The following is a 25,199-nucleotide window of genomic DNA, read 5'->3' on the forward strand; positions in this document are numbered from 1 at the left end:
CTGTCAGTGACCTCGCTCGGCACCCCCGTTGACCTGGATGATCTGCGAGGTGATGTGCCCGGCCAACGGGGAGGCCAGCCAGTGCAGGGTGGCAGCGACGTCCCCGGGGGTGCCGGCCCGGCCGGTGGACGTCTCGGCGACGAGCCGTTCCCGGCGCGCATCGTCGATCGGTCCGCCGAAGAAGTCGGTGTCCTCGACATAGCCCGGCGCCACCACGTTCACGGTGACTCCGCGCGGTCCCAGTTCCCGGGCCAGGTCATGGGCGTACGGATGGAGGGCGGCCTTGGAGGCGGCGTAGGCCCCGCTGCCCGAGCCGCGGAAGGCGGCTATGGAGCTCAGGAAAAGCACCCGGCCTCCCGGGTCGGCGAGCCGGTCCTTGAGCGCTTCCGTGAGCAGCACGGCGGTGAGGGTGTTGAGCCGGAAGTTGATGCCCCAGGCGTGTGCGAGGGCATCGAGCGGATCGTCGGTCCCGGGCCCGGGCTCCAGTCCCCCGTTGCCCCCGGCGCTGTGCACGAGCACGTCGACGGTGCCCAGTTCCTCGGCGACGAACCGGGCCACGCCCCGCACGTCCGCCGGGTCGCCGAGGTCGGCCGCATGGGTGAGTGCCCCGGGCACCCCGGCCTTCTCGAGCACCTCCGCGCGCCGCCCGAGCAGCAGCACCCGGTCCCCGTCCGCCGCGAAGACCCGGGCCGTCGCGAGCCCGATCCCCGTACCGCCACCACTGATCACAATGTTGCGAGCCATGATCCGAGAGTACGAGCGGCGCGACGACCCGGCCTCCGGATATCCACAGCCGCCGTGTGTTCGTATGACCGCCATCGCGTCGTGTGTGCAGCGTCGCGTCTGCGGCGTCGCGTCGTGTGCCCTCAGCGCAGGCTTCGCACGTCCAGATGCCGAAGCACCCGGTCCACGACCTCCGGATCCGCCCCCGGCTCGCTCCGCGCCGCCAGCACCTCGTGCCGCGCCGCGCTCAGCATCTCCCCCTGGATCCGCCGCACCCGCTTCAGCCGCCGGACCCGCTGCTGGTGGGCCTCCCGCCGCTCCTCCTCGCCCATGTCCGGGCTGATCCGCACGCCGATGTCGAAGGCGCTCCGCAGCATCTGCTCGGACAGCTCCTCCGACAGGTCCTCGACCTGCTCGATCTCCCGCAGCCTGCGTTTGGCCGCCTTCGCCGCCCGCACGGCCAGCTGCTTCTCGAACTCCTTCTCCCGCTCGTTGTCGGCCTGCACCCCCAGCCGCTTCACCAGCCACGGCAGGGTCAGCCCCTGCAGCACGAGCGTCGCCATGATCACCCCGAACGCGATGAACACGATCTCGTCCCGGTCCGGGAAGGCGGATCCGTCGTCGGTCTTCAGCGGGATGGCCAGCGCCAGCGCCACCGAGGCCACCCCGCGCATCCCCGACCACCACATGACGACCGTCTCCCGCCAGCTCATCGGGATGTCCTCGTCGTAGTCCCGCTTGGCGTGCAGCCGCTTGGTCAGCCAGGTGGCGGGGAGCAGCCACACCAGCCGTACGAACACCACCACGGCCACGACGGTGCCCGCCCAGCCCAGCATCTCGCCCCACCGCCCGGACGCCGTCCGGATCGCGTTGTGCAGCTCCAGGCCGATCAGCCCGAACGCGACCCCGGTGACGAGCGTGTCCACGATGTCCCAGAACGTGTGTCCGGCGAGCCGTGTCATCACGTCGTCGGCACCCAGGGCGTACTCGGCGAGGAACAGGGCGGCGGTGAGCACGGCGAGCACCCCGGACCCGTGCAGCTCCTCCGCGAGCACGTACGACGCGTACGGCACCAGCAGGGTCAGGCCGATCTGCAGGGTGGGGTCGCCCAGCAGGTCGAGCAGCTTGTTCGCGCCCCAGCCCAGCGCGAGCCCCACCGCAACGGCGACCACCGCGGACAGCACGAGGTCGAGACCGGCCCGCCACGGCGAGAAGGTGCCGCTGACGACGGCGGCGATCGCCACGTGGTAGAGCACGATCGCCGTGACGTCGTTGAACAGCCCCTCGCCCTCCAGGATCGACACCAGTCGGCGCGGCAGCCCGAGCTGCCCGGCGACGGCGGTGGCGGCGACCGGGTCGGGCGGGGCCACCAGCGCGCCCAGCGCCACGGCGGCGGCCATCGGCAGCCCCGGCACGATCGCCCCCGCGACGGCGGCCACACTCGCCGTTGTGACGAACACCAGGGCCACGGCCAGCAGGAAGATCGGCCGCTTGTTGGCCGCGAACTGCCGCCACGAGGTCCGTCTCACCGCCGCGTACAGCAGGGGCGGCAGCAGCAGCGGCAGGATCAGCTCGGGCGGGAAGTCGACGTTCGGCACGAAGTCGGCCACCGCGAGGGCGATGCCGAGCAGCGTCATGAGCACCGGAGCGGGCAGGCCCAGCCGGTCACCCACCGGGACGCTCACCAGGGCCCCCAGCAGCAACACGAACAACAGGGCCAACTGATCCACGGCCGGCGCTCCGGGAGTCGACGATCACACAGCAGGCCTCAAGCCTGCCACGGCCGCCTTCCCACCGGCCTGTCGGCGGCCCCGGCCGCTACAGGGAGCGCCGCATCGCCCGGTGCGGGATCCCCGCCTCCGGATACTCCGGGCCGTACGCCTCGTACCCGAGGCGCTCGTAGAAGCCCAGCGCGTGCGTCTGGGCGTGCAGGTCCATCGCGGTCAGCCCACGCGTGCGTGCCGCCTCCTCGATGGCCCGCACGAGCGCGACGCCGACGCCGAGCCCGCGTGCCTTCCGGGCGACGGCGAGCCGCCCCAGGGAGCCCACCGCCGGGTCGGCGCCGGTCTTCGAGGCGGCCGCCTCGCCGGACAGCAACCGACCGGTGCCGAGCGGCAGGCCGTCCTCCCGGACCGCCAGCACGTGCACGGCCACGGCGTCGTACTCGTCGTACTCGATGTCCTGCGGGACGCGCTGCTCGACGACGAAGACCTCCTTGCGCACCGCGAAGCACGCCTCGCGGTCGGCGAGGTCGTCGGCGATCCGCACCACGTAGGGCGCACTCATGCCCAGGTCTCCTCGCGGACCTGTTCCAGGGCCTGCTGAAGGTCCTCGGGATAGTCGCACTCGAACTCGACCCACTGCCCGTCCCCGGGGTGCTCGAAGCCGAGCCGGACGGCGTGCAGCCACTGGCGGGTGAGCCGGAGACGCCTGGCGAGGGTCGGGTCGGCGCCGTAGGTCAGGTCGCCGACGCACGGGTGGCGGTGGGCGGCCATGTGGACGCGGATCTGGTGGGTGCGGCCGGTCTCCAGCTTCACGTCGAGCAGGGAGGCGGCGCGGAAGGCCTCGATGAGGTCGTAGTGGGTCACGGAGGGCTTGCCCTCGGCCGTGACCGCCCACTTGTAGTCGTGGTGGGGGTGGCGGCCGATGGGCGCGTCGATGGTGCCGCTGGTCGGGTCGGGATGGCCCTGGACGAGCGTGTGGTAACGCTTGTCGACCGTGCGCTCCTTGAACTGGCGCTTGAGCGACGTGTACGCGTACTCGGACTTGGCGACCACCATCAGGCCGGAGGTGCCGACGTCGAGGCGGTGCACGATGCCCTGGCGCTCGGCGGCGCCCGAGGTGGAGATCCGGTAGCCGGCGGCGGCCAGGCCGCCGATCACGGTCGGCCCGCTCCAGCCCGGCGACGGGTGCGCGGCGACACCGACCGGCTTGACGATCACGACCACGTCATCGTCGTCGTGCACGATCTCCATGCCCTCGACCGGCTCGGCCACCACCTGCACCGGCGCGGGTGCCTGCGGCATCTCGACCTCGAGCCAGGCGCCGCCGTGCACCCGCTCGGACTTGCCGACCACCGAGCCGTCGACCTGCACCTTGCCTGCCGCGGCGAGCTCCGCCGCCTTCGTACGGGAGAAGCCGAACATGCGGGAGATGGCGGCGTCGACGCGCTCGCCCTCCAGGCCGTCGGGCACGGGCAGGGTACGGATCTCGGGAATCGTCCTCACCCGTCGAGTATGCCGGACGGGTGAGACAGCCCCGTACGAGAGTCCTGCGGCCTCAGTCCTTGTGGACGGTGCCGTCCGGGTCCAGACCGCGGAAGGACAGGAGCACGATCAGGATGCCGCCGCAGACGATCGCCGAGTCGGCCAGGTTGAAGACCGCGAAGCCCTTGGGCGCGATGAAGTCGACGACCTCGCCCTCGAAGAGTCCCGGTGAACGGAAGATCCGGTCGGTGAGGTTGCCGAGCGCACCGCCCAGCAGCAGACCCAGCGCGATCGCCCAGGGCAGGCTGTAGAGCTTGCGGGCGAGGCGGATGATCACCACGATCACGGCGGCCGCGATCACCGTGAAGATGATCGTGAAGGCCTGCCCGAAGCCGAAGGCCGCTCCGGGGTTGCGCAGGGCGTTGAGCTCCAGCCAGTCCCCGACGAGCTTGATCGGCGCGTGGTGCTCCAGCCTGGCGACCACGAACATCTTGCTGATCAGGTCGAGGGCGTACGCGAAGGCGGCCACCGCGAACAGCACGGCGATCCGGCGCTTGCCCCGGGGCCGCTCGGCCACGGCCCCCCGCTCGTCCGCGCCGGACGCACCCGAGACGCCGGGCGCGTCGGCCGCTGCCGCCTTCTCGCCTCCGTCGTCCGGGGTGTCCGGCGTACCGATGATGCGCTCCGCCTCTGCCACGTGAGTCCCTCAACCTAGGTGCCTGACTGAGGACGAGACTACGGCACGCCTCGGACGACCCCTGTGCTCAGTAGCGGCGTTCCTGCTTCTGCTTGCACTCCACGCACAGGGTGGCGCGCGGGAAGGCCTGCATCCGGGCCTTGCCGATGGGGTTGCCGCAGTTCTCGCACAGGCCGTAGGTGCCCGCGTCCAGGCGTTCCAGGGCGCGCTCGGTCTGGACGAGCATCTCGCGCGCGTTGGCGGCCAGGGCCATCTCGTGCTCGCGCGTGATGTTCTTGGTGCCGGTGTCCGCCTGGTCGTCGCCCGCGCCGTCCCCGGAGTCCCGCATCAGGCCGACGATGGACTCCTCGGAGGAGGTGATCTCCGCTCGTAGCCGCGCCTCCTCGGACAGCAGCTCGGCGCGTGCCTCCTCGACCTCCTCCTTCGTCCAGGGGTCCTCGCCCGGGCGCACCGCGAGCTCGCCGGGCTCCACCGCGGCAACCCGCGCCTTGGGGACGGCGGTCTTTGCCGCCGTGGCCGTGCCAGGAGTCTTCTTCGCAACCACCGTCGTGGCTCCCGTCTGCTTCGCGGCCCGCGCCGCGCCCGCTTTCTTGGCCGTGCTCTTCTTGGCCGCCCCCCTGGTGGAGGTGCTCTTCCGGGACGCGCCCTCCGCGCCGGCGCTCTCCGCGCCCCCCTTGGCGACAGCCTTTTTGGCGTCGGCGGCCTTCCCGGCATCCGCCTTCCCCGCGACCGTCTTCTTTCCGACGGCCTTCTCGGCGACCCCCTTCTCGGTGGCCTTCTTCTCGGTGGCCTTCTTCTCGGTGGCCCTCTTCTTCGAGGTGGCGGCCTTCTTGACTGCCGTCCTCGCGTCGGCGTCGGCGATCTCCTCAACAGCCGTCCGATCGGCAATCGACGTCTTCACGGTCACCTTCTTGGCAGCGGGCTTCTCGGCGGAGGGCTTCTTGGTCCCCGTCGCCTTGGCAGCCGACTCCTTGCCGGCCGATTTCTTCGGGGCGGCCTTCTTGGAGGCTGCTTTCTTGGAGGCGGCCTTCCTGCCCGCAGCCTGCTCGGTGACTGCCTTGCCGGCCGCCGTCGTCCCGGTTGCCGCCTTCTTGCCCGCGCGTCTCCGGCCCCCCTCCCCCTCGACCGCCTTCTTCGAAGGAGCCGCCCTCCCAGCGGTCGCCTTCTTCGCGACGGATTCCTCGGCATCGGCCGACCGCACCGTCTTCACCGGGTTCACGGAGTTCGCAGTCCGCCTAGCGGTGCCCTTCTGCGTGCTCTTCTTCCCCCCTATGCCCTTGGCCGTACCGCCGGAGGCATCCGCGCTGCCGGAGGCCGCCGCGCCCCTGGAACTGCTGGACGCCGACTGCTGTACGGCGGTCTGTTTCACCACCATGGCCGCGGCCCCTTCACATATTGTGATCTTGCACGCGAATCGTGCTGGGACGATAAATCGACTTGAGTCCCGCGGCAACGGGGCACGCCGCCCGATTCGCCCGCCCCGCGCCCCCCGCGCAGCAGGTCTGCATGCGTTGTGCCCAGCTCCCCGCCAGGTAATCCGCCGGGCCGGGCATCCCGGGATCCGAACACGCGTACCTCGCCATTCGGGTCATCTCGCCATCGGCCGGTGCCCCTGCCCGGCCTCCGCGCAGGGGCACCGTAAATCCGGTCGGCCGCTGTCCCCGCGGCGCCGTACACTGGGCGGAGCGAAAAGCGTGGATGGGGACGAGTAGCGACGTACGCAGCCCAGAGCGACCCGGGGACGGTGGAAGCCCGGGGGCGAGCGCGACGTGAAGATCACCCCGGAGCCGTCGGAAGAAAGCCCCAGCGCAGGCCCAGGGGCCGGTAGAACCGGCATCGCGACCCCAATGAGGGGGCTCACCGGCGCATACGGCGCACGGGGAGCCAAGGAGGGTGGTACCGCGGGAGCGCGCCGCACACGGCGTACGTAGCACATACGGCTCTCGTCCCTCCGACGGAAGGCAGCAAGTCCGTTGGAGGAAGCTCGCAGATGACAGCGCCGACGTACCGCCAGGTACCCGCCCAGGTCGACCTGCCCGCGCTCGAGCACGCGGTGCTCGACTTCTGGCGCGAGCAGAAGATCTTCGCCAAGAGCCTGGAGCAGTCCGAGGGCCGCCCCGAGTGGGTGTTCTACGAGGGCCCGCCCACCGCGAACGGCATGCCCGGCGCCCACCACATCGAGGCGCGCGTCTTCAAGGACGTCTTCCCCCGCTTCCGCACCATGCGCGGCTACCACGTGGCCCGCAAGGCCGGCTGGGACTGCCACGGCCTGCCCGTGGAGCTGGCTGTCGAGAAGGAGCTCGGCTTCTCCGGCAAGCAGGACATCGAGGCGTACGGCATCGCCGAGTTCAACGCCAGGTGCCGGGAGTCCGTGCTCCGGCACACCGACGCCTTCACCCAGCTCACGACCCGCATGGGCTACTGGGTCGACCTCGACGACGCCTACGTCACGATGGACCCCGAGTACATCGAATCGGTCTGGTGGTCGCTGAAGGAGATCTTCAACAAGGGCCTGCTGGTCCAGGACCACCGCGTCGCCCCCTGGTGCCCGCGCTGCGGCACCGGCCTGTCGGACCACGAGCTGGCGCAGGGCTACGAGACGGTCGTCGACCCGTCCGTGTATGTCCGTTTCCCGCTCACCTCCGGTCCGCTCGCCGGCCAGGCCGCGCTCCTGGTGTGGACGACCACCCCCTGGACCCTGGTGTCCAACACGGCGGTCGCCGCGCACCCCGAGGTCACCTATGTCGTCGCGACGAAGGGCCCGGACGGCGCAGAGAAGCTCGTCGTCGCCGAGCAGCTCGTCGAGAAGGCGCTCGGCGAGGGCTGGGAGCGCACGGGCCAGACCTTCACGGGCGCCGAGATGGAGCGCTGGACCTATCAACGTCCGTTCGAGCTCGTTGAGTTCCCGGAGCCGGCCCACTTCGTGGTGAACGCCGAATACGTCACGACCGAGGACGGTACGGGTCTGGTCCACCAGTCCCCCGCCTTCGGTGAGGACGACCTCAGGGTCTGCCGCGCCTACGGCCTGCCCGTGGTCAACCCGGTCCGCCCCGACGGCACCTTCGAGGAGGACGTCCCGCTGGTCGGCGGCGTCTTCTTCAAGAAGGCCGACGAAAAGCTCACCGAGGACCTGGGGGACCGCGGCCTGCTCTTCAAGCACCTGCCCTACGAGCACAGCTACCCGCACTGCTGGCGTTGCCACACCGCGCTGCTGTACTACGCGCAGCCGTCCTGGTACATCCGCACGACGGCCGTCAAGGACCGCCTCCTCGAAGAGAACGAGAAGACCAACTGGTTCCCGGAGACGGTCAAGCACGGCCGCTTCGGCGACTGGCTGAACAACAACATCGACTGGGCGCTCTCCCGCAACCGCTACTGGGGCACCCCGCTGCCCATCTGGCGCTGCGAGGACGACCACCTCACCGTCGTCGGCTCCCGCGCCGAGCTCAGCGAGCTGACCGGCACGGACCAGTCCCAGCTCGACCCGCACCGCCCGTTCATCGACGACGTCACCTTCGACTGCCCGCAGTGCGCCAGGCCGGCCACGCGCGTGCCCGAGGTCATCGACGCCTGGTACGACTCGGGCTCGATGCCGTTCGCGCAGTGGGGCTACCCGTACAAGAACAAGGAGCTGTTCGAGAGCCGCTACCCGGCGCAGTTCATCTCCGAGGCGATCGACCAGACCCGCGGCTGGTTCTACACACTGATGGCAGTTGGCACGCTGGTCTTCGACAAGTCGTCGTACGAGAACGTCGTATGCCTGGGCCACATCCTCGCCGAGGACGGCCGCAAGATGTCCAAGCACCTGGGCAACATCCTGCAGCCGATCCCGCTCATGGATCAGCACGGCGCGGACGCGGTGCGCTGGTTCATGGCGGCCGGCGGCTCCCCGTGGGCGGCGCGCCGAGTCGGTCACGGCACCATCCAGGAGGTCGTCCGCAAGACGCTCCTCACGTACTGGAACACGGTCGCCTTCCAGGCCCTGTACGCCCGTACGTCGAACTGGGCGCCCAGCGCGGCCGACCCGGCCCCGGCCGACCGCCCGGTGCTGGATCGCTGGCTGCTGTCCGAACTGCACGCGCTCACCGACCAGGTGACGCAGGCGCTCGAGGCGTACGACACCCAGCGCGCCGGCAAGCTGCTGTCGGCGTTCGTCGACGACCTGTCGAACTGGTACGTCCGCAGGTCGCGCCGCCGCTTCTGGCAGGGCGACAAGGCCGCGCTGCGCACCCTGCACGAGGTCGTCGAGACGGTCACCAAGCTGATGGCCCCGCTGACCCCGTTCATCACCGAGCGGGTCTGGCAGGACCTGGTCGTGCCGGTGACCCCGGGCGCCCCGGAGTCGGTGCACCTGGCGTCCTGGCCGCAGGCGGACCTGTCCGCGATCGACCCGGAGCTGTCGAAGCAGATGGTCCTGGTCCGGCGCCTGGTGGAACTGGGCCGCGCCACGCGCGCGGAGTCGGGCGTCAAGACCCGACAGCCGCTGTCCCGTGCCCTGGTGGCGGTCGCGGGCTTCGAGTCCCTCGACCGGGAGCTGCACACGCAGATCACCGAGGAGCTGAACGTCAGCTCCCTGGCCTCGCTGTCCGAGGTCGGCGGTTCCCTGGTGGACACCACCGCCAAGGCGAACTTCCGGGCCCTGGGCAAGCGCTTCGGCAAGCGGGTCCAGGACGTGGCCAAGGCCATCGCGAACGCCGACGCGGCGGCGCTGTCCCTCGCCCTGCGCGAGGGCACGGCGTCGGTGGAGGTCGACGGGGAGACGGTTACCCTCGCTCCAGACGAGGTGATCATCACCGAGACCCCGCGCGAGGGCTGGTCGGTCGCCTCCGACTCCGGCGCCACGGTCGCCCTCGACCTGGAGATCACGGAGGAGCTGCGGCAGGCGGGCCTCGCCCGTGACGCGATCCGGCTGATCCAGGAGGCCCGCAAGAACAGCGGCCTCGACGTGGCCGACCGCATCGCGCTGCGCTGGACCTCCACGGACCCGGCGGTCATCGGGGCCCTGAGCGAGCACGCCGAGCTGATCGCCGACGAGGTCCTGGCGACCGACTTCGCCCAGGGCGAGGCGGACGACACCTACGGCGAGCCGTTCACCGACGAGGGCCTGTCGCTCACGTTCCGCCTGCGCAAGGCCTGAGCCACGCGGCTGGTCGGGGCCCGGTCTTCCCATGGGGGCCGGGCCCCCACCCCCCTCGGGCCCGGGCACCGCACCGTCCGCTCGCTCGGGCTCTCACCGATCACGAACCCGGCGGTCATCGCGGCACCGGGCGAGCACACCGAGCCGAGCGCCGACGACGGCCCGACGCTCACCGTCCAACTGCCTTCCAACTGCGTAACGCACGCGCCTACTCGAAGCCCGGTCCCCCCACGGGAGCCGGACCCCGGCCCATGTCGGGCACCCCCGGGCAGCACGGCGCCTCCAGGCCCAACGACTCCAGCAACCGCCGACGCGGAGGGCCGATCACCCAGACCGCGCCCTCCGCGACATCGCTCGGGCTCTCACCGATCACGAACCCGGCGGTCATCGCGGCACCGGGCGAGCACACCGAGCCGAGCGCCGACGACGGCCCGACGCTCACCGTCCAACTGCCTTCCAACTGCGTAACGCACGCGCCTACTCGAAGCCCGGTCCCCCCACGGGAGCCGGACCCCGGCCCATGTCGGGCACCCCCGGGCAGCACGGCGCCTCCAGGCCCAACGACTCCAGCAACCGCCGACGCGGAGGGCCGATCACACAGACCGCGCCCTCCGCAAAATCGTTCGGGCTCTCACCGATCACGAAGCCGCCCGCGGTGAGGACGGCGCGGATCGCCTCCGTCATCGCCTCGTCGATCGCGCGTATGTGCCCGAGCACCGGGTCGTCGGACCGCTGCGCCATGGCACAGCGCATCGCGGCCACCCGGAGCACCGGCGCCGGGCGCCAGCTGACGTAGACCCCGCCCGCCTCGTCCGCTCCCGGGTCGACCTCCACGACGGCGCCCGCTCCCACGGCCGGGTCCAGTCCGTGCGGTTCCACGGGCAGCCCCGCCGCCGCCAGCTGCGTTCGGGCCTCGCTCGCCCATGCCTCCCAGCGCCGCAGCGTCTCGGCGTCGGCCTGCCGGTACCCGGAGAACTCCAGATCTTCCACGGTGCGCACGCTACAGCCCCCACCGACATCACCGTCAACACGCGTAAACAGGGCGGGGCCCCGGATCGAAATCCGGGGCCCCGCCCTGTTGAACGCCGCCGACGCCTAAGGCGTACTACTGACCGTGCCGGCCGTCAGTTGTCGTCCTCGTCGATCAGGAACCCGCGCATCGGCGAGGGAGCCTGGCCCATCGGGCCGGGGCCCTGCGGACGGACGGGAGCCATCGGCTGGGTCATCGCCGGGGACATCTGCTGCTGGCCGCCGTAGGACGGGGCAGCGGGCGCCGGGGGACCACCCATGGGCTGGTTGCCGCCGTAGGACGGGGCACTCGCGCCTGCCGGAGCCATGGAAGGCGCCGGGGACGGCGGGAGGGAGGCCGTGGCCGGGGCGCGCGGCGGGGCGAGCGAGTCGTCGGCCTGGGTCTCCAGCTGGCGCAGCTGCGACTCCAGGTACGACTTCAGGCGCGTGCGGTACTCGCGCTCGAAGCCACGCAGGTCCTCGACCTTGCGCTCCAGCGTGGCGCGGGCGGACTCCAGGGAGCCCATCGCGACGCGGTGCTTCTCCTGCGCGTCCCGCTCCAGGGCGTCTGCCTTGGCACGGGCGTCACGCTCCAGACCCTCGGCGCGGCTGCGGGCCTCGCCGACGATCTTGTTCGCCTCGGAGCGGGCCTCGGCGATCGCCTGGTCGGCGGTCTGCTGGGCCAGCGAGAGGACACGGGCGGCGCTGTCGCCACCGGGGGCCTGACCGGGGCCGCCCATCGGGCCGCCCATGGGGCCGCCCATCGGGCCGCCCATCTGCTGCATCGGGGGCTGACCGCCCATAGGACCCTGTCCCATGCCCGGGCCCATACCCTGACCCATGCCGGGGCCCTGGCCCATCGGACCCTGGCCCATCGGACCGGGACCCTGCGGACCGCCCTGGCCACTGGGACCGGCCGGCAGCTGCGGAGCACCGCTGGGCAGCTGGGGCGGGCCTCCCATGGGGCCACCCATCTGCTGCTGCGGCGGGCCCGATATGCCGGCGGGTACCGGAGCGCCGGGACCTCGCATCCCCTGCTGAGGCATGCCGGGAGGCCCATCCTGCTCCGGAGGCTTGCGCATGTTCTGCTGGTTCTGGGCAGCAGCACGCGTCGCCGCGGCCAGTTTGGCGCGCAGGTCCTCGTTCTCACGAAGCAGTCGGGTCAGCTCGGCTTCGACCTCGTCGAGGAAGGCATCGACCTCGTCCTCGTCATAGCCTTCTCGGAGGCGGACGGTCGTGAACTGCTTGTTCCGCACGTCCTCGGGGGTCAACGGCATCTCTTCACCTCAACGTAGTCGTCGGCATTCGGCAAGACGGTAGTTCACATCGCTCACAGCCGGCTCACGATCGAGATCAGGATGTAGACGATGATCATCAGTACGAAGAAGGACAGGTCGAGCGCCACGCCCCCGAGACGCAGCGGCGGAATGAACCGCCGCAGAAGCTTGAGCGGTGGATCGGTGACAGTGTAGGTGGCCTCCAGAACGACCACCATCGCCTTGCCGGGTTGCCATGAGCGGGCGAACTGAAAGACGTAGTCCATGACCAACCGGAAGATCAGCACGATGAGGAAGCACATCAGCGCGATGTAGATCACGTCCAGGAACACGCTCATGATCCGTGCTTCCCTCTCCCCTGTTCCGTGCGTTTGACCGGTCTGCGTCTCAGCTCTGGTTGAAGAACCCGCCCTCTGCGATGCGGGCCTTGTCCTCCGCCGTGACATCGACGTTAGCAGGCGACAACAGGAACACCTTCTGCGTCACCCGCTCGATGCTGCCGTGAAGACCAAACACCAATCCCGCCGCAAAGTCGACAAGTCGCTTCGCATCTGTGTCATCCATCTCAGTCAGATTCATGATCACCGGGGTGCCCTCACGGAAGTGTTCCCCGATGGTACGGGCCTCGTTGTAGGTCCGGGGGTGAAGCGTGGTGATCCGGTACGGCTCTCGTTCCGACACGACCTTGGGCATGATCACCGGTGCGTTCTTCTCCAGGGACTGACGTTCTTGTGTGATGGACGCCACGGGCGCGATCCGCGCCGGGCGGCCGGATTCCGCGGGTAGCGAAGCCGCATGGGACACCGGTTCGCGTTGCGCGGGAGGCTGCACCACTCGCACCGCTTCGTCTCTTTGGGACTGATGTGCGGCGTGTGACTGATGTGACGGCTCGTGCCGCCGGTGGTCCCGCTCGGGCTCCGGGTCCAGTTCAGGCTCGAAGTCGTCGTCGGGATCGAATCCGCGGCCGTCGTACCCATCGTCCTCCACGAGGCCGAGGTAGACCGCCATCTTGCGCATCGCGCCGGCCATGCTCTGAGTCCTCCGCTCTGTGGTGGATCGACTGACGATTGCCAAGTCCTGCGATCCACGTGGTCGTTGTGCCCGCCTTCGGCGGCATTGACCATATTTTCTGCTGTGGTCCGACTTCCTGGCGACGTTACCCGAGCCTGGGGCGGACTCCGAGCACCGCGGTGCCGACGCGCACATGTGTCGCCCCGGCCGCCACGGCCTCCTCGAGGTCCGCACTCATCCCTGCAGAGACCATGTTCGCAGCCGGATGGGTTCGGCGCAGGTCAGTCGACAAATCCATCAACCGCTCGAACGCCGCCTGTTGACGCCCCGCATATTCGCCGGTCAACGGAGCGACGGTCATCAGTCCGTCGAGCCGCAGCCCCGGAGCACGGGCGACGAGGTCGGCCAACTCTTCGATTCCGCCGGGCGCCACGCCACCCCGCTCACCCCGGCCGGCCTCGCCCGCGTCCAGCGCGACCTGGAGGAGGCATCCCACCTCGCGCCCGGCCCGCTCGGCCTCGTTCGACAGAGCCGTGACGAGCCGGGAACGGTCGACGGACTGCACGACATTCGCGTAACCGACCACGGATCGCACCTTGTTGGTCTGCAATTGGCCGACAAAGTGCCAATTAAGGGGCAGATCCGCACAGGCGGCGGCCTTGGGGGCCGCGTCCTGGTCGCGGTTCTCGGCCACATGACGCACACCGAGTTCCGACAGCATCCGTACATCGCTCGCCGGATAGGTCTTGGTGACCACGATCAGGGTCACCTCTTCCCGCTTGCGCCCGGCGGCCGCGCACGCGGCGGCGATGCGTTCCTCCACCTTCGCCAGGTTTCGGGCGAGTTCAGTCTTACGGTCCGTCATGCCCCATCAGTCCAGCCACACATAGCCCGCGAGCCGTCCGGTGGTGCGGTCGCGGCGGTACGAGAAGTGGTCGCCCGACTCGAGCGTGCACACCGGCGACTGCTCCCGGTCGTGCACCCCGAGCCGTTCGAGCTGTGCGTGCACTCCGGCGCTCACATCGACCGCCGGTGTGCCCCAGCTCGTCTCGCAGTGCGCCGCCGGTTCGACGGCGGCCACCTCGGCGCGCATCGCTTCCGGCACTTCGTAACACCGGCCGCAGACGGCGGGCCCGGTGCGGGCGACGATCCGGGACGGCTCGGCGCCGAGTTCCACCATGGCCCGTACGGCGGCGGGGACGACCCCGGCGACCATCCCGGGGCGGCCCGCGTGGGCCGCGGCGACGATCTTGGCGACCGGGTCGGCGAGCAGCACCGGCACACAGTCGGCGGTGAGCACGGCCAGGGCGAGCCCGCGGCGGGCGGTGACGACCGCGTCGGCCGAGGGGATCTCCGCGGCGGAGCCCCAGGGCCCGTCCACCACGACCACGTCCGCGCCGTGCACCTGGTTCATCCAGACCACTCGGCCCGGGTCGATCCCCAGGGACTTGGCCGCGCGTTCGCGGTTGGCCCGGACGGCGGCGGGGTCGTCACCGACCGCCCCGCCGAGGTTGAGCTCTTCGTACGGAACGGCGCTCACCCCGCCCCACCTGTCGGTGAAGGCGAAGTGCGCGCCGTTCACGGTGTCGCGCTGTCCTATCACTTCAGGAAGTCCGGCACGTCCAGTTCCTCGGCCGCGCTGTCCGCGTAGGTCCGCGGCGCCGGCGTGATCGGCGGGACGGCCGGGGTCTCGTTCACCGGGGCGGGAGCGGGCTCCGGCTCCTCCTTCGGGGTCACGCTGCCGAGCGAACCGAAGGACGGGCGGCTCTCCGGCTGCCGCACCGGAGCGGGCTCGTCACGGCGGGCGGAGGCCGAGGCCGAGCCGAGGACGTTGTCCCGGCGGGCCGGCGGCTGACCGCCGTCGAAGCCGGCCGCGATCACGGTGACCCGGACCTCGTCGCCGAGGGCGTCGTCGATCACCGCGCCGAAGATGATGTTGGCCTCGGGGTGGGCGGCCTCGCTGACCAGCTGGGCGGCCTCGTTGATCTCGAACAGGCCGAGGTCGGAGCCACCGGAGATGGACAGCAGCACGCCCCGCGCGCCGTCGATGGACGCCTCGAGCAGCGGAGAGGAGATCGCCATCTCGGCCGCGGCCACCGCGCGGTCGTCGCCGCGGGCCGAGCCGATGCCCATGAGGGCGGAGCCGGCCTCGGACATGACCGACTTGACGTCGGCGAAGTCGAGGTTGATCAGGCCGGGGGTGGTGATGAGGTCGGTGATGCCCTGGACACCGGAGAGCAGAACCTGGTCGGCCGACTTGAAGGCGTCGAGCACCGAGACCTGGCGGTCCGAGATGGACAGCAGCCGGTCGTTCGGGATGACGATGAGGGTGTCGACCTCTTCGCGGAGCTCGGCGATGCCGTCCTCGGCCTGGTTCGCCCGGCGCCGTCCCTCGAAGGTGAACGGGCGCGTGACCACGCCGATGGTGAGGGCACCCAGGGAGCGCGCGATGTTGGCCACGACGGGCGCGCCGCCGGTGCCGGTGCCGCCGCCTTCACCGGCCGTCACGAAGACCATGTCGGCCCCCTTGAGGACCTCCTCGATCTCCTCGCGGTGGTCCTCGGCGGCCTTGCGGCCGACGGCCGGGTTGGCTCCGGCTCCGAGTCCGCGCGTCAGTTCGCGGCCGACGTCGAGCTTGACGTCGGCATCGCTCATCAACAGCGCCTGCGCGTCGGTGTTGATGGCGATGAACTCGACACCCTTGAGACCGACCTCGATCATCCGGTTGATGGCATTGACACCACCGCCGCCGACACCGATGACCTTGATGACTGCGAGGTAGTTCTGCGGTGCTGCCACGTCGAAGGCCTCTCGCCTCGAATTACGTTGCCGTCGTCTCGCGGGTCCGCCGCGCTCCGCCGACTGATGCCGAATGGGACGGTCCGAGCGCCGACCCGAACCCTAACGCTGAAGTTTAGGGTTACCAGTGTTTCCGTTCCTTGAAGTCTTCTGAACAGGACACTAAGTCGACAAGTGGCGCACGTTCAACGAACACGCCGAACCTCCCGTTTTTCTTTTCACCCTATGTGATCAGGCATAGCGGTGCCCAACCAGGGTGCTGGCCTGCACTGATATGCGTCAACTCCCCGCTGACGCAGGGGCGGTGGGAACACTGACATCGAAGTGCCGTGCACCGGACGAGGCTTTCATCAGGGCGGTGAGGGTGCGGGCCTTGGCGCGACCGCTCTCGGAACTGCCCCAGGCGACCGTGCGGCCGCCGGTCAACTCCAGCGAGATGTCGTCGTAGGAACGGACCTTGACGACCCGGGTGTCGCGCGCGACGGCGGCCGGAATGTCGCCGGCCACCCGGACCGCCTCGCGCACGAGCCGGTCCGGCCCGAATCGCCGCAGGCTCGCGGTGGCCGAACCCCGCCGGGACGCCGTCGATTCCAGCGTCGGAACGCCTTTCGGCGCCTGCGAAACCGTGGCGAAACGGACACCTTCGTCGTCCACTTCGACAAACTTTCCGCCCTTTCGGACAAGCAGGACCGGCGTGCGCTCGGTCACTTTCAGCCCGATTCCCCGGGGCCAGGAACGGATCACATCAACCGTGTCAATTCGGGGCAATTTCTTGCGAAGTCGGGCCCCGATCGCATCGGTGTCGACCGAAATCAGCGGTGCCCCGACCGGCACATCGGCGGCCTCGCGCACCTGTGCGGGCGTCAGGACGCGCGTCCCCGACACCGACACGTGTTGCACGCGCAGCCACTGCGAGCCGTACAACAGCCAGACGGAACCGGCACCGAGGAGCACGACGGCAGCGGCCAGGATGACGATCGTACGAACGCGGGGATTCCTCAACCGGCGGACGAGCGGCGGGCCGGACGACTCCTGCTGACGCTCACCACGCTCGGTGGTGGTCGGTCCGGCCACGCGCGCGCTCCTTTCACGGCTCGGTTGCCCTCCGGGGTGCCTCAGCCGGTGTCGAGAGCCCGACCGCGCTCAGCCCTCAGGGCCTCCGCGTGCTCGACCTCCCGGCACCGACGCGCCCCCTCGGATCACTCGCCGATGCTAGCGACGGTGCGAGGCGATCGCCTCGTACACCATGCCGACGAGCAGGTCGTCGGCATCCCGGCGGCCGAACTCACCGGCGGAGCGGGACATCTCGTACAACCGGTGCGGGTCGGCGAGCACGGGCAGGACGTTCTGCTGGACCCACTCGGGGGTCAGCTCCGCGTCGTCGACCAGCAGCCCGCCTCCGGCCTTGACCACCGGCTGAGCGTTGAGCCGCTGTTCGCCGTTGCCGATGGGCAGCGGGACATAGGCGGCCGGGAGTCCGACGGCGGAGAGTTCGGCGACGGTCATCGCGCCCGCGCGGCAGAGCATCATGTCGGCCGCGGCGTACGCGAGGTCCATCCGGTCCAGATAACTTACCGGGATGTAGGGGGGCATCCCCGGCATCTGATGCACCTGCGGAAGTTCATTCTTCGGGCCGACCGCGTGCAGGATCTGGATGCCTGCCTGCTGGAGCCAGGGAGCGACCTGCTGGACCACCTCGTTGAGACGGCGGGCGCCCTGCGAGCCGCCGGAGACGAGCAGCGTGGGCAGGTTCGGGTCCAGGCCGAAGCGGGCGCGCGCCTCGGGACGCGCGGCCGCGCGGTCCAGGGTGGCGATGGAGCGGCGCAGCGGAATGCCGATGTAGCGGGCGCCTCGCAGCTTGCTGTCGGGCGTGGAGACGGCGACCTGGGCGGCGTACCGGGAGCCGATCTTGTTGGCGAGCCCGGGCCGGGCGTTGGCCTCGTGGATCACGATCGGCACACCGAGGCGCTTGGCGGCGAGATAGGCGGGCAGGGCCACATAGCCGCCGAAGCCGACCACGCAGTCGGCTTTGGTGCGCTCCAGGATCTGCTCGGTCGCCTTGATCGTGCCGCGCAACCGGCCCGGCACGGTGATCAGCTCGGGCGTGGGCTTGCGCGGCAGCGGCACCGCCGGGATCAGCGCGAGCTCGTAGCCGCGCTCGGGCACGAGCCTGGTCTCCAGGCCGCGCTCAGTGCCCAGGGCCGTGATCCCCACGGTGGGGTCCTGCCTGCGCAGGGCATCCGCGAGGGCGAGCGCGGGCTCGATGTGGCCGGCGGTCCCCCCACCGGCGAGTACGACATGCACCGAAATTCACCGCTCTCCGGACGAGCGCGCCACCGAGGCACGCCGTCGCATCGTGTTCCATCTCCGGGGTCCCGGAGTACCCCCGGCCCGCTTTCTACCAAACCGAGGTTGCCGCATGGCAAGTGCCGCCCGTGCTGCGGGCTCGTCGCGCGCGAAGGCGATCAGCAGCCCGATGGCGAACATGGTCGGCAGCAGGGCGGAACCTCCGTAGGAGAACAGCGGGAGGGGGACGCCGGCGATCGGCAGCAGACCGAGCACCGCACCGATGTTGATCACTGCCTGGGCGGTGATCCAGGTGGTCACGCCTCCCGCGGCATACCTCACGAAGGGGTCCTCCGTGCGTCCGGCCACGCGGATACCCGCATAGCCTAGAGCCGCGAAGAGGGCCAGCACCGACAGCGTCCCGGCGAGGCCCAGTTCCTCACCGGTGACGGCGAAGATGAAGTCGGTGTGGGCTTCAGGTAGTTGGCCCCATTTTTCCACGCTCGCGCCGAGTCCGGAGCCGAAGAGTCCGCCGGAGGCGAGGGCGTAGATGCCGTGCACCGCCTGCCAGCAGTCGGTGACCCCGGAGCGCGGCTCGGTGGCGCCGATGCAGGCGAGCCGGGCCATGCGGTTGGGACTGGTCTTGATGAGGATCACACCGATCGCGGAGGCGACCGAGAGCACACCGACGAACAGCCGGGTGGGCGCTCCCGCCAGCCACAGCAGCCCGAACAGGATCGCGGTGAGGATGATCGCCGTGCCCATGTCGCCGCCGAGCATGATCAGCCCGAGCAGCAGGAAGGCGCCCGGGACCAGCGGCACCAGCATGTGCTTCCACTGGGTCAGCAGCTTCTTCTCCTGCTTGCGCGCGATCAGGTCCGCGCCCCACAGCACCAGCGCCAGCTTGCCGAACTCGCTCGGCTGGATCTGGAAGGAGCCGCCGAGGGAGATCCAGTTCTGGTTGCCGTTGACCGCCATCCCTATCCCCGGCACCTGCACCAGGACCATCAGGAACACGGCGCCGGCGAGGATCGGGTAGGCCAGCGCCCGGTGCAGTTTCACCGGCATGCGGGAGGCGGCGAACATCAGACCGCCGCCGATGACGGCGGCCAGGAACTGCTTGCGGAAGAAGTACGAGCCCGGCAGCGCAAGCTGGAGCGCTGTGATCTGGGAGGCCGAGTAGACCATCACCAGGCCGAGCACGGTGATCAGCAGGCTGCCGCCGACGATCAGGTAGTACGCGGTCAGCGGCCGGTCCCAGGCCTTCCGCGCGCGCGTGTAGAGCCGTCGTACGGGGTTCTCACGCGGGCCGCGGGGGGCCGTGGGCCGTCCGGCGGTCCGCCGAACCGGCGGACGCCCCGTACGGCTACCGGACATCCCCGGCTCCTCCCGGCCTGAGCCACATGCGAGTCACGCGTCCCTCCCAGGGTCCCGAAGCACCCGCTGTGGCCGAGACCCGCCGTCAGGCGCCCGCGCCGAGTTCGCGAACCGCCTCCGCGAACGCGTCACCGCGCTTGTTGTAGTTGGTGAACATGTCCATGGAGGCGCAGGCCGGGGCGAGGAGCACCGTGTCGCCGGGCCGCGCCAGCAGCTTCGCCTCCTGGACCGCCTGGAGCATCGCCCCAGTGTCGGTCCGGTCGAGGTCGACGACGGGTACTTCCGGGGCGTGTCGCGCGAGGGCGTCGCGGATCAGGGCGCGGTCGGCGCCGATGAGGACGGCACCGCGAAGTCGCTTCGCCGACTTGGCGACCAGCTCGTCGAAGGTCGCGCCCTTCGCCAGACCGCCCGCAATCCATACGATCGACTCATATGCCGCCAACGAGGCTTCTGCCGCATGCGTGTTGGTGGCCTTGGAGTCGTCGATGTACGCGACCCCGTCCACGTCGGCCACGTGCGCGATGCGGTGCGCGTCCGGCCGGAAGGCCCGCAGACCGTCCCGTACGGCCGTGGGGGGCACCCCGAAGGCACGGGCGAGGCCCGCCGCGGCAAGGGCGTTGGCGACGTTGTGCGGAGCGGGCGGGTTGACGTCGGAGACCTCCGCCAGCTCCTGCGCGTTCTTGTGGCGGTTCTCGACGAAGGCGCGGTCGACCAGGATGCCGTCCACGACGCCGAGTTGGGACGGGCCCGGGGTGCCGAGGGTGAAGCCGACGGCCCGGCAGCCCTCCTCGACGTCCGCCTCGCGCACCAGGTCCTCGGTGAGCTTGTCGGCCACGTTGTAGACGCAGGCGATCCGATTGCCCTCGTAGATACGGCCCTTGTCAGCCGCGTACGCCTCCATGGACCCGTGCCAGTCGAGGTGGTCGGGCGCCAGGTTCAGCACGGCGGCCGAGTGGGCGCGCAGCGACGGCGCCCAGTGGAGCTGGTAGCTGGAGAGTTCGACGGCCAGGACGTCGTACTCCTCCTCGCCGAGGACGGCGTCCAGCAGCGAGACGCCGATGTTGCCGACGGCGGCCGTGCGCAGGCCCGCCGCCTCGAGGATGGAGGCGAGCATCTGGACGGTCGTGGTCTTGCCGTTGGTACCGGTGACGGCCAGCCAGGGGGCGGCGTCCGGACCGCGGAGCCGCCAGGCCAGCTCGACGTCGCCCCAGATCGGCACGTCCGCCTCGGCCGCCGCCGTGAACAGCGGCTTGTCCGGCTTCCAGCCGGGTGCGGTGACGATGAGCTCGGTGCCCTCCGGCAGGCTCGCGCCGTCGCCGAGGCGCACGGTGATGCCGAGCGCCTCCAGGTCGGCCGCCTGGGCGCGGGCGCTCTCGTCGTCGCCGTCGTTGACGACCGTGACGAGGGCGCCGAGGCCGTGCAGCACCTTGGCCGCCGGGACGCCGGAGACGCCGAGCCCGGCGACGGTGACGTGCTTGCCCCGGAAGTCGGAGAACCCCGAAGGCACCGAAGAGGTCACTTGTCCGCTGCCCATCCCGCGTAGAAGAGGCCCAGTCCGACGATGACACAGATGCCCTGAATGATCCAGAATCGGACCACTACAAGGACTTCGGACCAGCCTTTGAGTTCGAAGTGGTGCTGGAGTGGTGCCATCCGGAAGACCCGCTTGCCGGTGAGCTTGAAGGAGCCGACCTGGATGACGACCGACATGGTGATGAGGACGAACAGACCGCCGAGGATGGCGATCAGCAGCTCGGTGCGGGAGCAGATCGCGAGACCCGCGAGCACGCCGCCGAGGGCGAGCGAGCCGGTGTCACCCATGAAGATCTTGGCGGGCGAGGTGTTCCACCACAGGAAGCCGAGGCAGGCGCCCATCAGCGCGGAGGAGACGACCGCGAGGTCGAGCGGGTCGCGCACCTCGTAGCAGGCGTTGGGGTTGGTCAGGGTCCCCGCGTTGGCGCAGGACTCCTGGAACTGCCAGACGCCGATGAAGGTGTAGGCGCCGAAGACCAGGACGGAGGCACCGGTGGCCAGGCCGTCCAGACCGTCGGTGAGGTTCACGCCGTTCGACATCGCCAGGATCATGAACAGCGCCCAGACCACGAACAGCACCGGGCCGATCGTCCAGCCGAAGTCGGTGATGAACGACAGCTTGGTGGAGGCCGGGGTGTTGCCGCGAGCGTCCGCGAACTGGAGCGAGAGCACGGCGAAGGCGATGCCGCCGAGCAGCTGGCCGGCCATCTTGGCCTTGGCCCGCAGGCCCAGCGAGCGCCGCTTGACGATCTTGATGTAGTCGTCGAGGAAGCCGACCAGGCCCATGCCGGTCATGAGGCCGAGCACCAGGAGGCCGGAGTACGTCGGCGCGTAGCCGGTGATCACCTTGGACAGGAAGTACGCGGCGATCGTCGCCAGGATGAAGGCGATACCGCCCATGGTCGGCGTACCGCGCTTGCTGGCGTGCTCGCGGGGGCCGTCGTCACGGATGTACTGGCCGTAGCCCTTGCGCGCGAGGAGCTTGATCAGCAGCGGGGTGCCGATCAGGGTGAGGAACAGACCAATGACACCCGCGAACAGGATCTGCTTCATCATCGGGCGGCAACCTCACCCTCGGCACCGGACTCGAGCAGCGCCTGGGCAACGCTCTCCAGCCCCACCGAACGGGACGCCTTCACGAGCACGACGTCCCCCGGGCGCAATTCGCTGCGCAACAGGTCGACCGCCGCCTGTGCGTCGGACACGTGCACCGACTCCTCACCCCACGAACCCTCGTTATATGCGCCCAGTTGCAGCCAGGACGCTTCCCTGTCCCCGACCGCGACGAGCTTGCTGACGTTGAGCCGGACGGCGAGCCGTCCGACCGCGTCGTGCTCGGCGAGCGCCTCGTCCCCGAGCTCGGCCATCTTGCCGAGCACCGCCCAGGTCCGCCGTCCCTTGCCCATGGCCGCGAGCGCGCGCAGAGCGGCTCGCATGGACTCGGGATTGGCGTTGTAGGCGTCGTTGACGATGGTCACGCCGTCCGGGCGCTCGGTGACCTCCATCCGCCAGCGGGAGAGGGAGCCCGCCTCGGAGAGCGCGGTGGCGATCTCTTCCGCGGACATGCCCAGCTCATGGGCGACGGCGGCCGCGGCGAGCGCGTTCGACACGTGGTGCTCACCGTACAGGCGCATGGTCACATCGCTTGCACCGGAGGGTGTGCGAAGTCTGAAGGAGGGCTGTCCGCTGTCCGTGAGTCGTACGTTCTCGGCGCGTACGTCCGCTTCGGCCGACTCTCCGAAAAGGATCACCTTCGCCTGGGTACGGGAGGCCATGGCCCGTACCAACGGATCGTCGGCGTTGAGGATCGCCGCGCCGTCCTCCGGAAGGGCCTCCACGAGCTCGCCCTTCGCCTGGGCGATCTGCTCGCGGCCGCCGAACTCACCAATGTGGGCGGTGCCGACGTTGAGCACCAGGCCGATCCTCGGCGGGGTCAGGTCGGTGAGGTAGCGGATGTGGCCGATGCCGCGGGCGCCCATCTCCAGCACGAGGAACTTCGTCTCCTCGGTGGCGCTGAGGGCGGTCAGCGGCAGCCCGATCTCGTTGTTGAGGGAGCCGGGGGTGAAGACGGTCGGCGCCTTGCTGCGCAGCACCTGGGCGACGAGGTCCTTGGTACTGGTCTTGCCCGCGGAGCCGGTGAGGGCCACGAGGGTCGCGCCGAGGCGGCCGACGACGTGCCGGGCCAGGGCGCCGAGGGCGGCCTGGACGTCCTCGACGACGATCGCGGGCACGCCGACCGGGCGCGACGCCAGTACGGCGACCGCGCCCGCCTCGACGACGGCCGCCGCGAAGTCGTGGCCGTCCACGCGCTCGCCGGCGAAGGCGGCGAAGAGGCTGCCGGGCACCACCTCGCGGGAGTCCCGGACGACCGGTCCGGTGACCTGGACGGACGGATCCGGTATGTCGTGCGTCTGCCCGCCGACGACTGCTGCGATCTCGGCGAGGGAGAGGGCGATCACAAGTTCATCCCTGGGTCTTCTGGATAGCTTCGCGGAGCACCTGGCGGTCGTCGAAGGGACGGACCACTCCGGCGATGTCCTGGCCCTGCTCGTGCCCCTTGCCCGCGACCAGCACCGTGTCGCCGGGCGCGGCACGGCCCACCGCTGCGGCGATCGCGGCGGCCCGGTCCTCGAAGAGGAGCACCTCACCGCGCTCGTGCACGGGTACGGAAGCCGCGCCCTGGAGCATGGTTGCGAGGATCGCCAGGGGATCCTCTGAACGGGGGTTGTCGGAGGTCAGTACGGCCGTGTCGGCGAGCCGGGCCGCGGCAGCGCCCATCGGGGCGCGCTTGGTCCGGTCGCGGTCGCCGCCGCAGCCGAGAACGACGTGCACCCGGCCCTTGGTGACCTTGCGCAGCGCCTTGAGCACCGATTCGACCGCGTCGGTCTTGTGGGCGTAGTCGACGACCGCGAGATACGGCTGTCCGGCGTCCACCCGCTCCAGACGGCCCGGCACGCCCGGTACGGCGGCGACGCCGTCGGCGGCGGTCTGCGGGTCGAGGCCCGCTGCGGCGAGGGCGACCACGGCGGCGAGCGTGTTCGCCACGTTGAACGGGCCCGGCAGCGGCGACTTCGCGTCGATCCGCTCGCCCTGGGGGCCGAGGACGGTGAACGTCGAGTCCATCGGGCCGATCCGGACGCCCTCGGCACGCCAGTCGGCGTCGGGGTGTCCCTCGGCGGAGTAGGTGACCACCGGGACGGAGGCCTCCTCGGCCAGCCGGCGGCCGTACTCGTCGTCGAAGTTGACCACACCGCGTTTGCTGCGCTCCGGCGTGAACAGCTGTGCCTTGGCCCGGTAGTAGTCCTCCATGTCGGAGTGGAACTCCATGTGCTCCGGGCTGAGGTTGGTGAAGACGGCGATGTCGAAGACGCAGCCGTCGACCCGGCCGAGGACCAGGGCGTGGCTGGAGACCTCCATGGCGACCGCATCGACGCCGCGCTCGCGCATGACGGCGAACAGGGCCTGCAGGTCGGTGGCCTCGGGAGTGGTGCGCTCGGACTTGATGCGCTCGTCGCCGATGCGCATCTCGACCGTGCCGACCAGACCCGTGGACTTCACCGTCCTGAGGCCGCCCTCGACGAGATAGGCGGTGGTGGTCTTGCCGGAGGTGCCGGTGATGCCGATCTGGAGCAGATCCTGGCCGGGACGGCCGTAGATCGTGGCCGCCAGCTCGCCCATCCGCCCGCGCGGGTCGTCGACGACCAGGACGGGCAGGCCGGTCGCGGCGGCGCGCTCGGCGCCCGTCGGGTCGGTCAGCACGGCCACCGCGCCGAGGCCGGCGGCCTGGGTGACGAAGTCGGCGCCGTGCAGCCGGGCGCCCGGGAGGGCGGCGTACAGGTCGCCGGGGCGGACGGCGCGCGAGTCATGGGTGATGCCCGTGACCTCGGCGGCATGTTCCGGAGTGGCGGCACCCAGCTGATCGGCGAGCTCCGCGAGGGGTGTGGCGGAGACGTGAACCGGTCGCGGCGGTCCCGGGTAGGTCACGGAAGCGCCCTTCTGGGTGGTTTGGGACTGATCAGCGTGTGGCACGGCGGTGAGCGTACCGGGCGCACCCGCCGCGGAGCGAAGCGAGGGGCCGGAGGGGCCGTGGTTCCCGGGATCTGGGGTGATCGTTCTCACGAGCTCGTTCCTGGTGGTCTGTGCGA

The 25,199-nt window shown here is 70.4% G+C and carries 22 protein-coding genes; 1 reads left to right on the forward strand and 21 read right to left on the reverse strand.

Annotated elements, in window-relative coordinates:
* Positions 1 to 3 precede the first annotated feature (3 nt).
* The 6 genes from Q8A52_RS19125 to Q8A52_RS19150 all read right to left on the reverse strand — a co-directional run bounded on the left by Q8A52_RS19125 (position 4) and on the right by Q8A52_RS19150 (position 6,001).
* A complete protein-coding gene (locus Q8A52_RS19125) occupies positions 4 to 744 on the reverse strand; it encodes an SDR family NAD(P)-dependent oxidoreductase (protein ID WP_316753746.1) in 741 nt (246 codons plus the stop codon).
* Between the two features lie 122 nt (positions 745 to 866).
* Positions 867 to 2,453, reverse strand: coding sequence for a Na+/H+ antiporter (locus tag Q8A52_RS19130; RefSeq protein WP_316753748.1), 1,587 nt, complete (start codon positions 2,451 to 2,453; stop codon positions 867 to 869).
* Between the two features lie 88 nt (positions 2,454 to 2,541).
* Positions 2,542 to 3,009 carry a GNAT family N-acetyltransferase gene (locus Q8A52_RS19135; RefSeq protein WP_316753750.1) on the reverse strand — a complete coding sequence of 156 codons (468 nt, stop codon included), beginning with the start codon at positions 3,007 to 3,009 and terminating at the stop codon, positions 2,542 to 2,544.
* The gene (locus Q8A52_RS19140; protein WP_316753752.1) at positions 3,006 to 3,950 is read right to left on the reverse strand and encodes an RluA family pseudouridine synthase; all 945 of its coding nucleotides are present in this window, start codon (positions 3,948 to 3,950) and stop codon (positions 3,006 to 3,008) included. Before Q8A52_RS19140 ends, Q8A52_RS19135 begins: the two co-directional genes overlap by 4 nt.
* A gap of 52 nt (positions 3,951 to 4,002) precedes the next feature.
* The gene (gene lspA, locus Q8A52_RS19145; protein ID WP_316753754.1) at positions 4,003 to 4,626 is read right to left on the reverse strand and encodes a signal peptidase II; all 624 of its coding nucleotides are present in this window, start codon (positions 4,624 to 4,626) and stop codon (positions 4,003 to 4,005) included.
* 67 nt (positions 4,627 to 4,693) lie between these two features.
* A complete protein-coding gene (locus Q8A52_RS19150) occupies positions 4,694 to 6,001 on the reverse strand; it encodes a TraR/DksA family transcriptional regulator (RefSeq protein ID WP_316753755.1) in 1,308 nt (435 codons plus the stop codon).
* 615 nt (positions 6,002 to 6,616) lie between these two features.
* On the opposite strand from Q8A52_RS19150, the gene ileS reads away from it, so the two are divergent.
* A complete protein-coding gene (ileS, locus tag Q8A52_RS19155) occupies positions 6,617 to 9,763 on the forward strand; it encodes an isoleucine--tRNA ligase (RefSeq protein WP_316753757.1) in 3,147 nt (1,048 codons plus the stop codon).
* A 208-nt stretch (positions 9,764 to 9,971) separates the two neighbouring features.
* Here ileS and Q8A52_RS19160 read toward each other — a convergent pair whose 3' ends face one another.
* The 15 genes from Q8A52_RS19160 to Q8A52_RS19230 form a co-directional block, all read right to left on the reverse strand.
* Complete coding sequence (locus Q8A52_RS19160) at positions 9,972 to 10,205, reverse strand: hypothetical protein (RefSeq protein ID WP_316753759.1); 234 nt, start codon at positions 10,203 to 10,205, stop codon at positions 9,972 to 9,974.
* Between the two features lie 35 nt (positions 10,206 to 10,240).
* The gene (locus Q8A52_RS19165) at positions 10,241 to 10,753 is read right to left on the reverse strand and encodes a hypothetical protein (RefSeq protein WP_316753761.1); all 513 of its coding nucleotides are present in this window, start codon (positions 10,751 to 10,753) and stop codon (positions 10,241 to 10,243) included.
* A 134-nt stretch (positions 10,754 to 10,887) separates the two neighbouring features.
* Positions 10,888 to 12,048, reverse strand: a complete 1,161-nt coding sequence (locus Q8A52_RS19170; protein WP_316753763.1) for a DivIVA domain-containing protein — start codon at positions 12,046 to 12,048, stop codon at positions 10,888 to 10,890.
* A 53-nt stretch (positions 12,049 to 12,101) separates the two neighbouring features.
* Entirely contained in the window at positions 12,102 to 12,386 is a 285-nt protein-coding gene (locus Q8A52_RS19175) for a YggT family protein (protein ID WP_263207749.1), read from the reverse strand.
* 49 nt (positions 12,387 to 12,435) lie between these two features.
* The gene (locus Q8A52_RS19180; RefSeq protein ID WP_263207751.1) at positions 12,436 to 13,077 is read right to left on the reverse strand and encodes a cell division protein SepF; all 642 of its coding nucleotides are present in this window, start codon (positions 13,075 to 13,077) and stop codon (positions 12,436 to 12,438) included.
* Positions 13,078 to 13,204: 127 nt separating this feature from the next.
* Positions 13,205 to 13,924, reverse strand: coding sequence for a YggS family pyridoxal phosphate-dependent enzyme (locus Q8A52_RS19185; protein WP_316753768.1), 720 nt, complete (start codon positions 13,922 to 13,924; stop codon positions 13,205 to 13,207).
* 6 nt (positions 13,925 to 13,930) lie between these two features.
* Complete coding sequence (gene pgeF / locus Q8A52_RS19190; protein ID WP_316753770.1) at positions 13,931 to 14,662, reverse strand: peptidoglycan editing factor PgeF; 732 nt, start codon at positions 14,660 to 14,662, stop codon at positions 13,931 to 13,933.
* On the reverse strand, positions 14,659 to 15,858 hold the full coding sequence (gene ftsZ, locus Q8A52_RS19195) for a cell division protein FtsZ (protein ID WP_316753772.1): 1,200 nt from the start codon (positions 15,856 to 15,858) through the stop codon (positions 14,659 to 14,661). Before ftsZ ends, pgeF begins: the two co-directional genes overlap by 4 nt.
* A gap of 279 nt (positions 15,859 to 16,137) precedes the next feature.
* Positions 16,138 to 16,932: a cell division protein FtsQ/DivIB gene (locus Q8A52_RS19200; RefSeq protein WP_316753774.1), complete on the reverse strand. Its 795-nt coding sequence runs from the start codon at positions 16,930 to 16,932 to the stop codon at positions 16,138 to 16,140.
* Between the two features lie 138 nt (positions 16,933 to 17,070).
* Positions 17,071 to 18,162, reverse strand: coding sequence for an undecaprenyldiphospho-muramoylpentapeptide beta-N-acetylglucosaminyltransferase (gene murG / locus Q8A52_RS19205; protein WP_316753775.1), 1,092 nt, complete (start codon positions 18,160 to 18,162; stop codon positions 17,071 to 17,073).
* A gap of 6 nt (positions 18,163 to 18,168) precedes the next feature.
* The gene (gene ftsW, locus Q8A52_RS19210) at positions 18,169 to 19,521 is read right to left on the reverse strand and encodes a putative lipid II flippase FtsW (protein WP_316753778.1); all 1,353 of its coding nucleotides are present in this window, start codon (positions 19,519 to 19,521) and stop codon (positions 18,169 to 18,171) included.
* 85 nt (positions 19,522 to 19,606) lie between these two features.
* Positions 19,607 to 21,055: a UDP-N-acetylmuramoyl-L-alanine--D-glutamate ligase gene (gene murD, locus Q8A52_RS19215; protein ID WP_316753780.1), complete on the reverse strand. Its 1,449-nt coding sequence runs from the start codon at positions 21,053 to 21,055 to the stop codon at positions 19,607 to 19,609.
* A complete protein-coding gene (mraY, locus tag Q8A52_RS19220) occupies positions 21,037 to 22,107 on the reverse strand; it encodes a phospho-N-acetylmuramoyl-pentapeptide-transferase (protein WP_263216381.1) in 1,071 nt (356 codons plus the stop codon). Before mraY ends, murD begins: the two co-directional genes overlap by 19 nt.
* Positions 22,107 to 23,513 carry a UDP-N-acetylmuramoyl-tripeptide--D-alanyl-D-alanine ligase gene (locus tag Q8A52_RS19225; RefSeq protein ID WP_316753782.1) on the reverse strand — a complete coding sequence of 469 codons (1,407 nt, stop codon included), beginning with the start codon at positions 23,511 to 23,513 and terminating at the stop codon, positions 22,107 to 22,109. Before Q8A52_RS19225 ends, mraY begins: the two co-directional genes overlap by 1 nt.
* A 4-nt stretch (positions 23,514 to 23,517) precedes the next feature.
* The gene (locus Q8A52_RS19230; protein ID WP_316753783.1) at positions 23,518 to 25,173 is read right to left on the reverse strand and encodes a UDP-N-acetylmuramoyl-L-alanyl-D-glutamate--2,6-diaminopimelate ligase; all 1,656 of its coding nucleotides are present in this window, start codon (positions 25,171 to 25,173) and stop codon (positions 23,518 to 23,520) included.
* Positions 25,174 to 25,199: the final 26 nt, after the last annotated feature.

The sequence above is a fragment of the Streptomyces herbicida genome, assembly GCF_032656585.1.
Classification (GTDB): Bacteria; Actinomycetota; Actinomycetes; order Streptomycetales; family Streptomycetaceae; genus Streptomyces; species Streptomyces herbicida.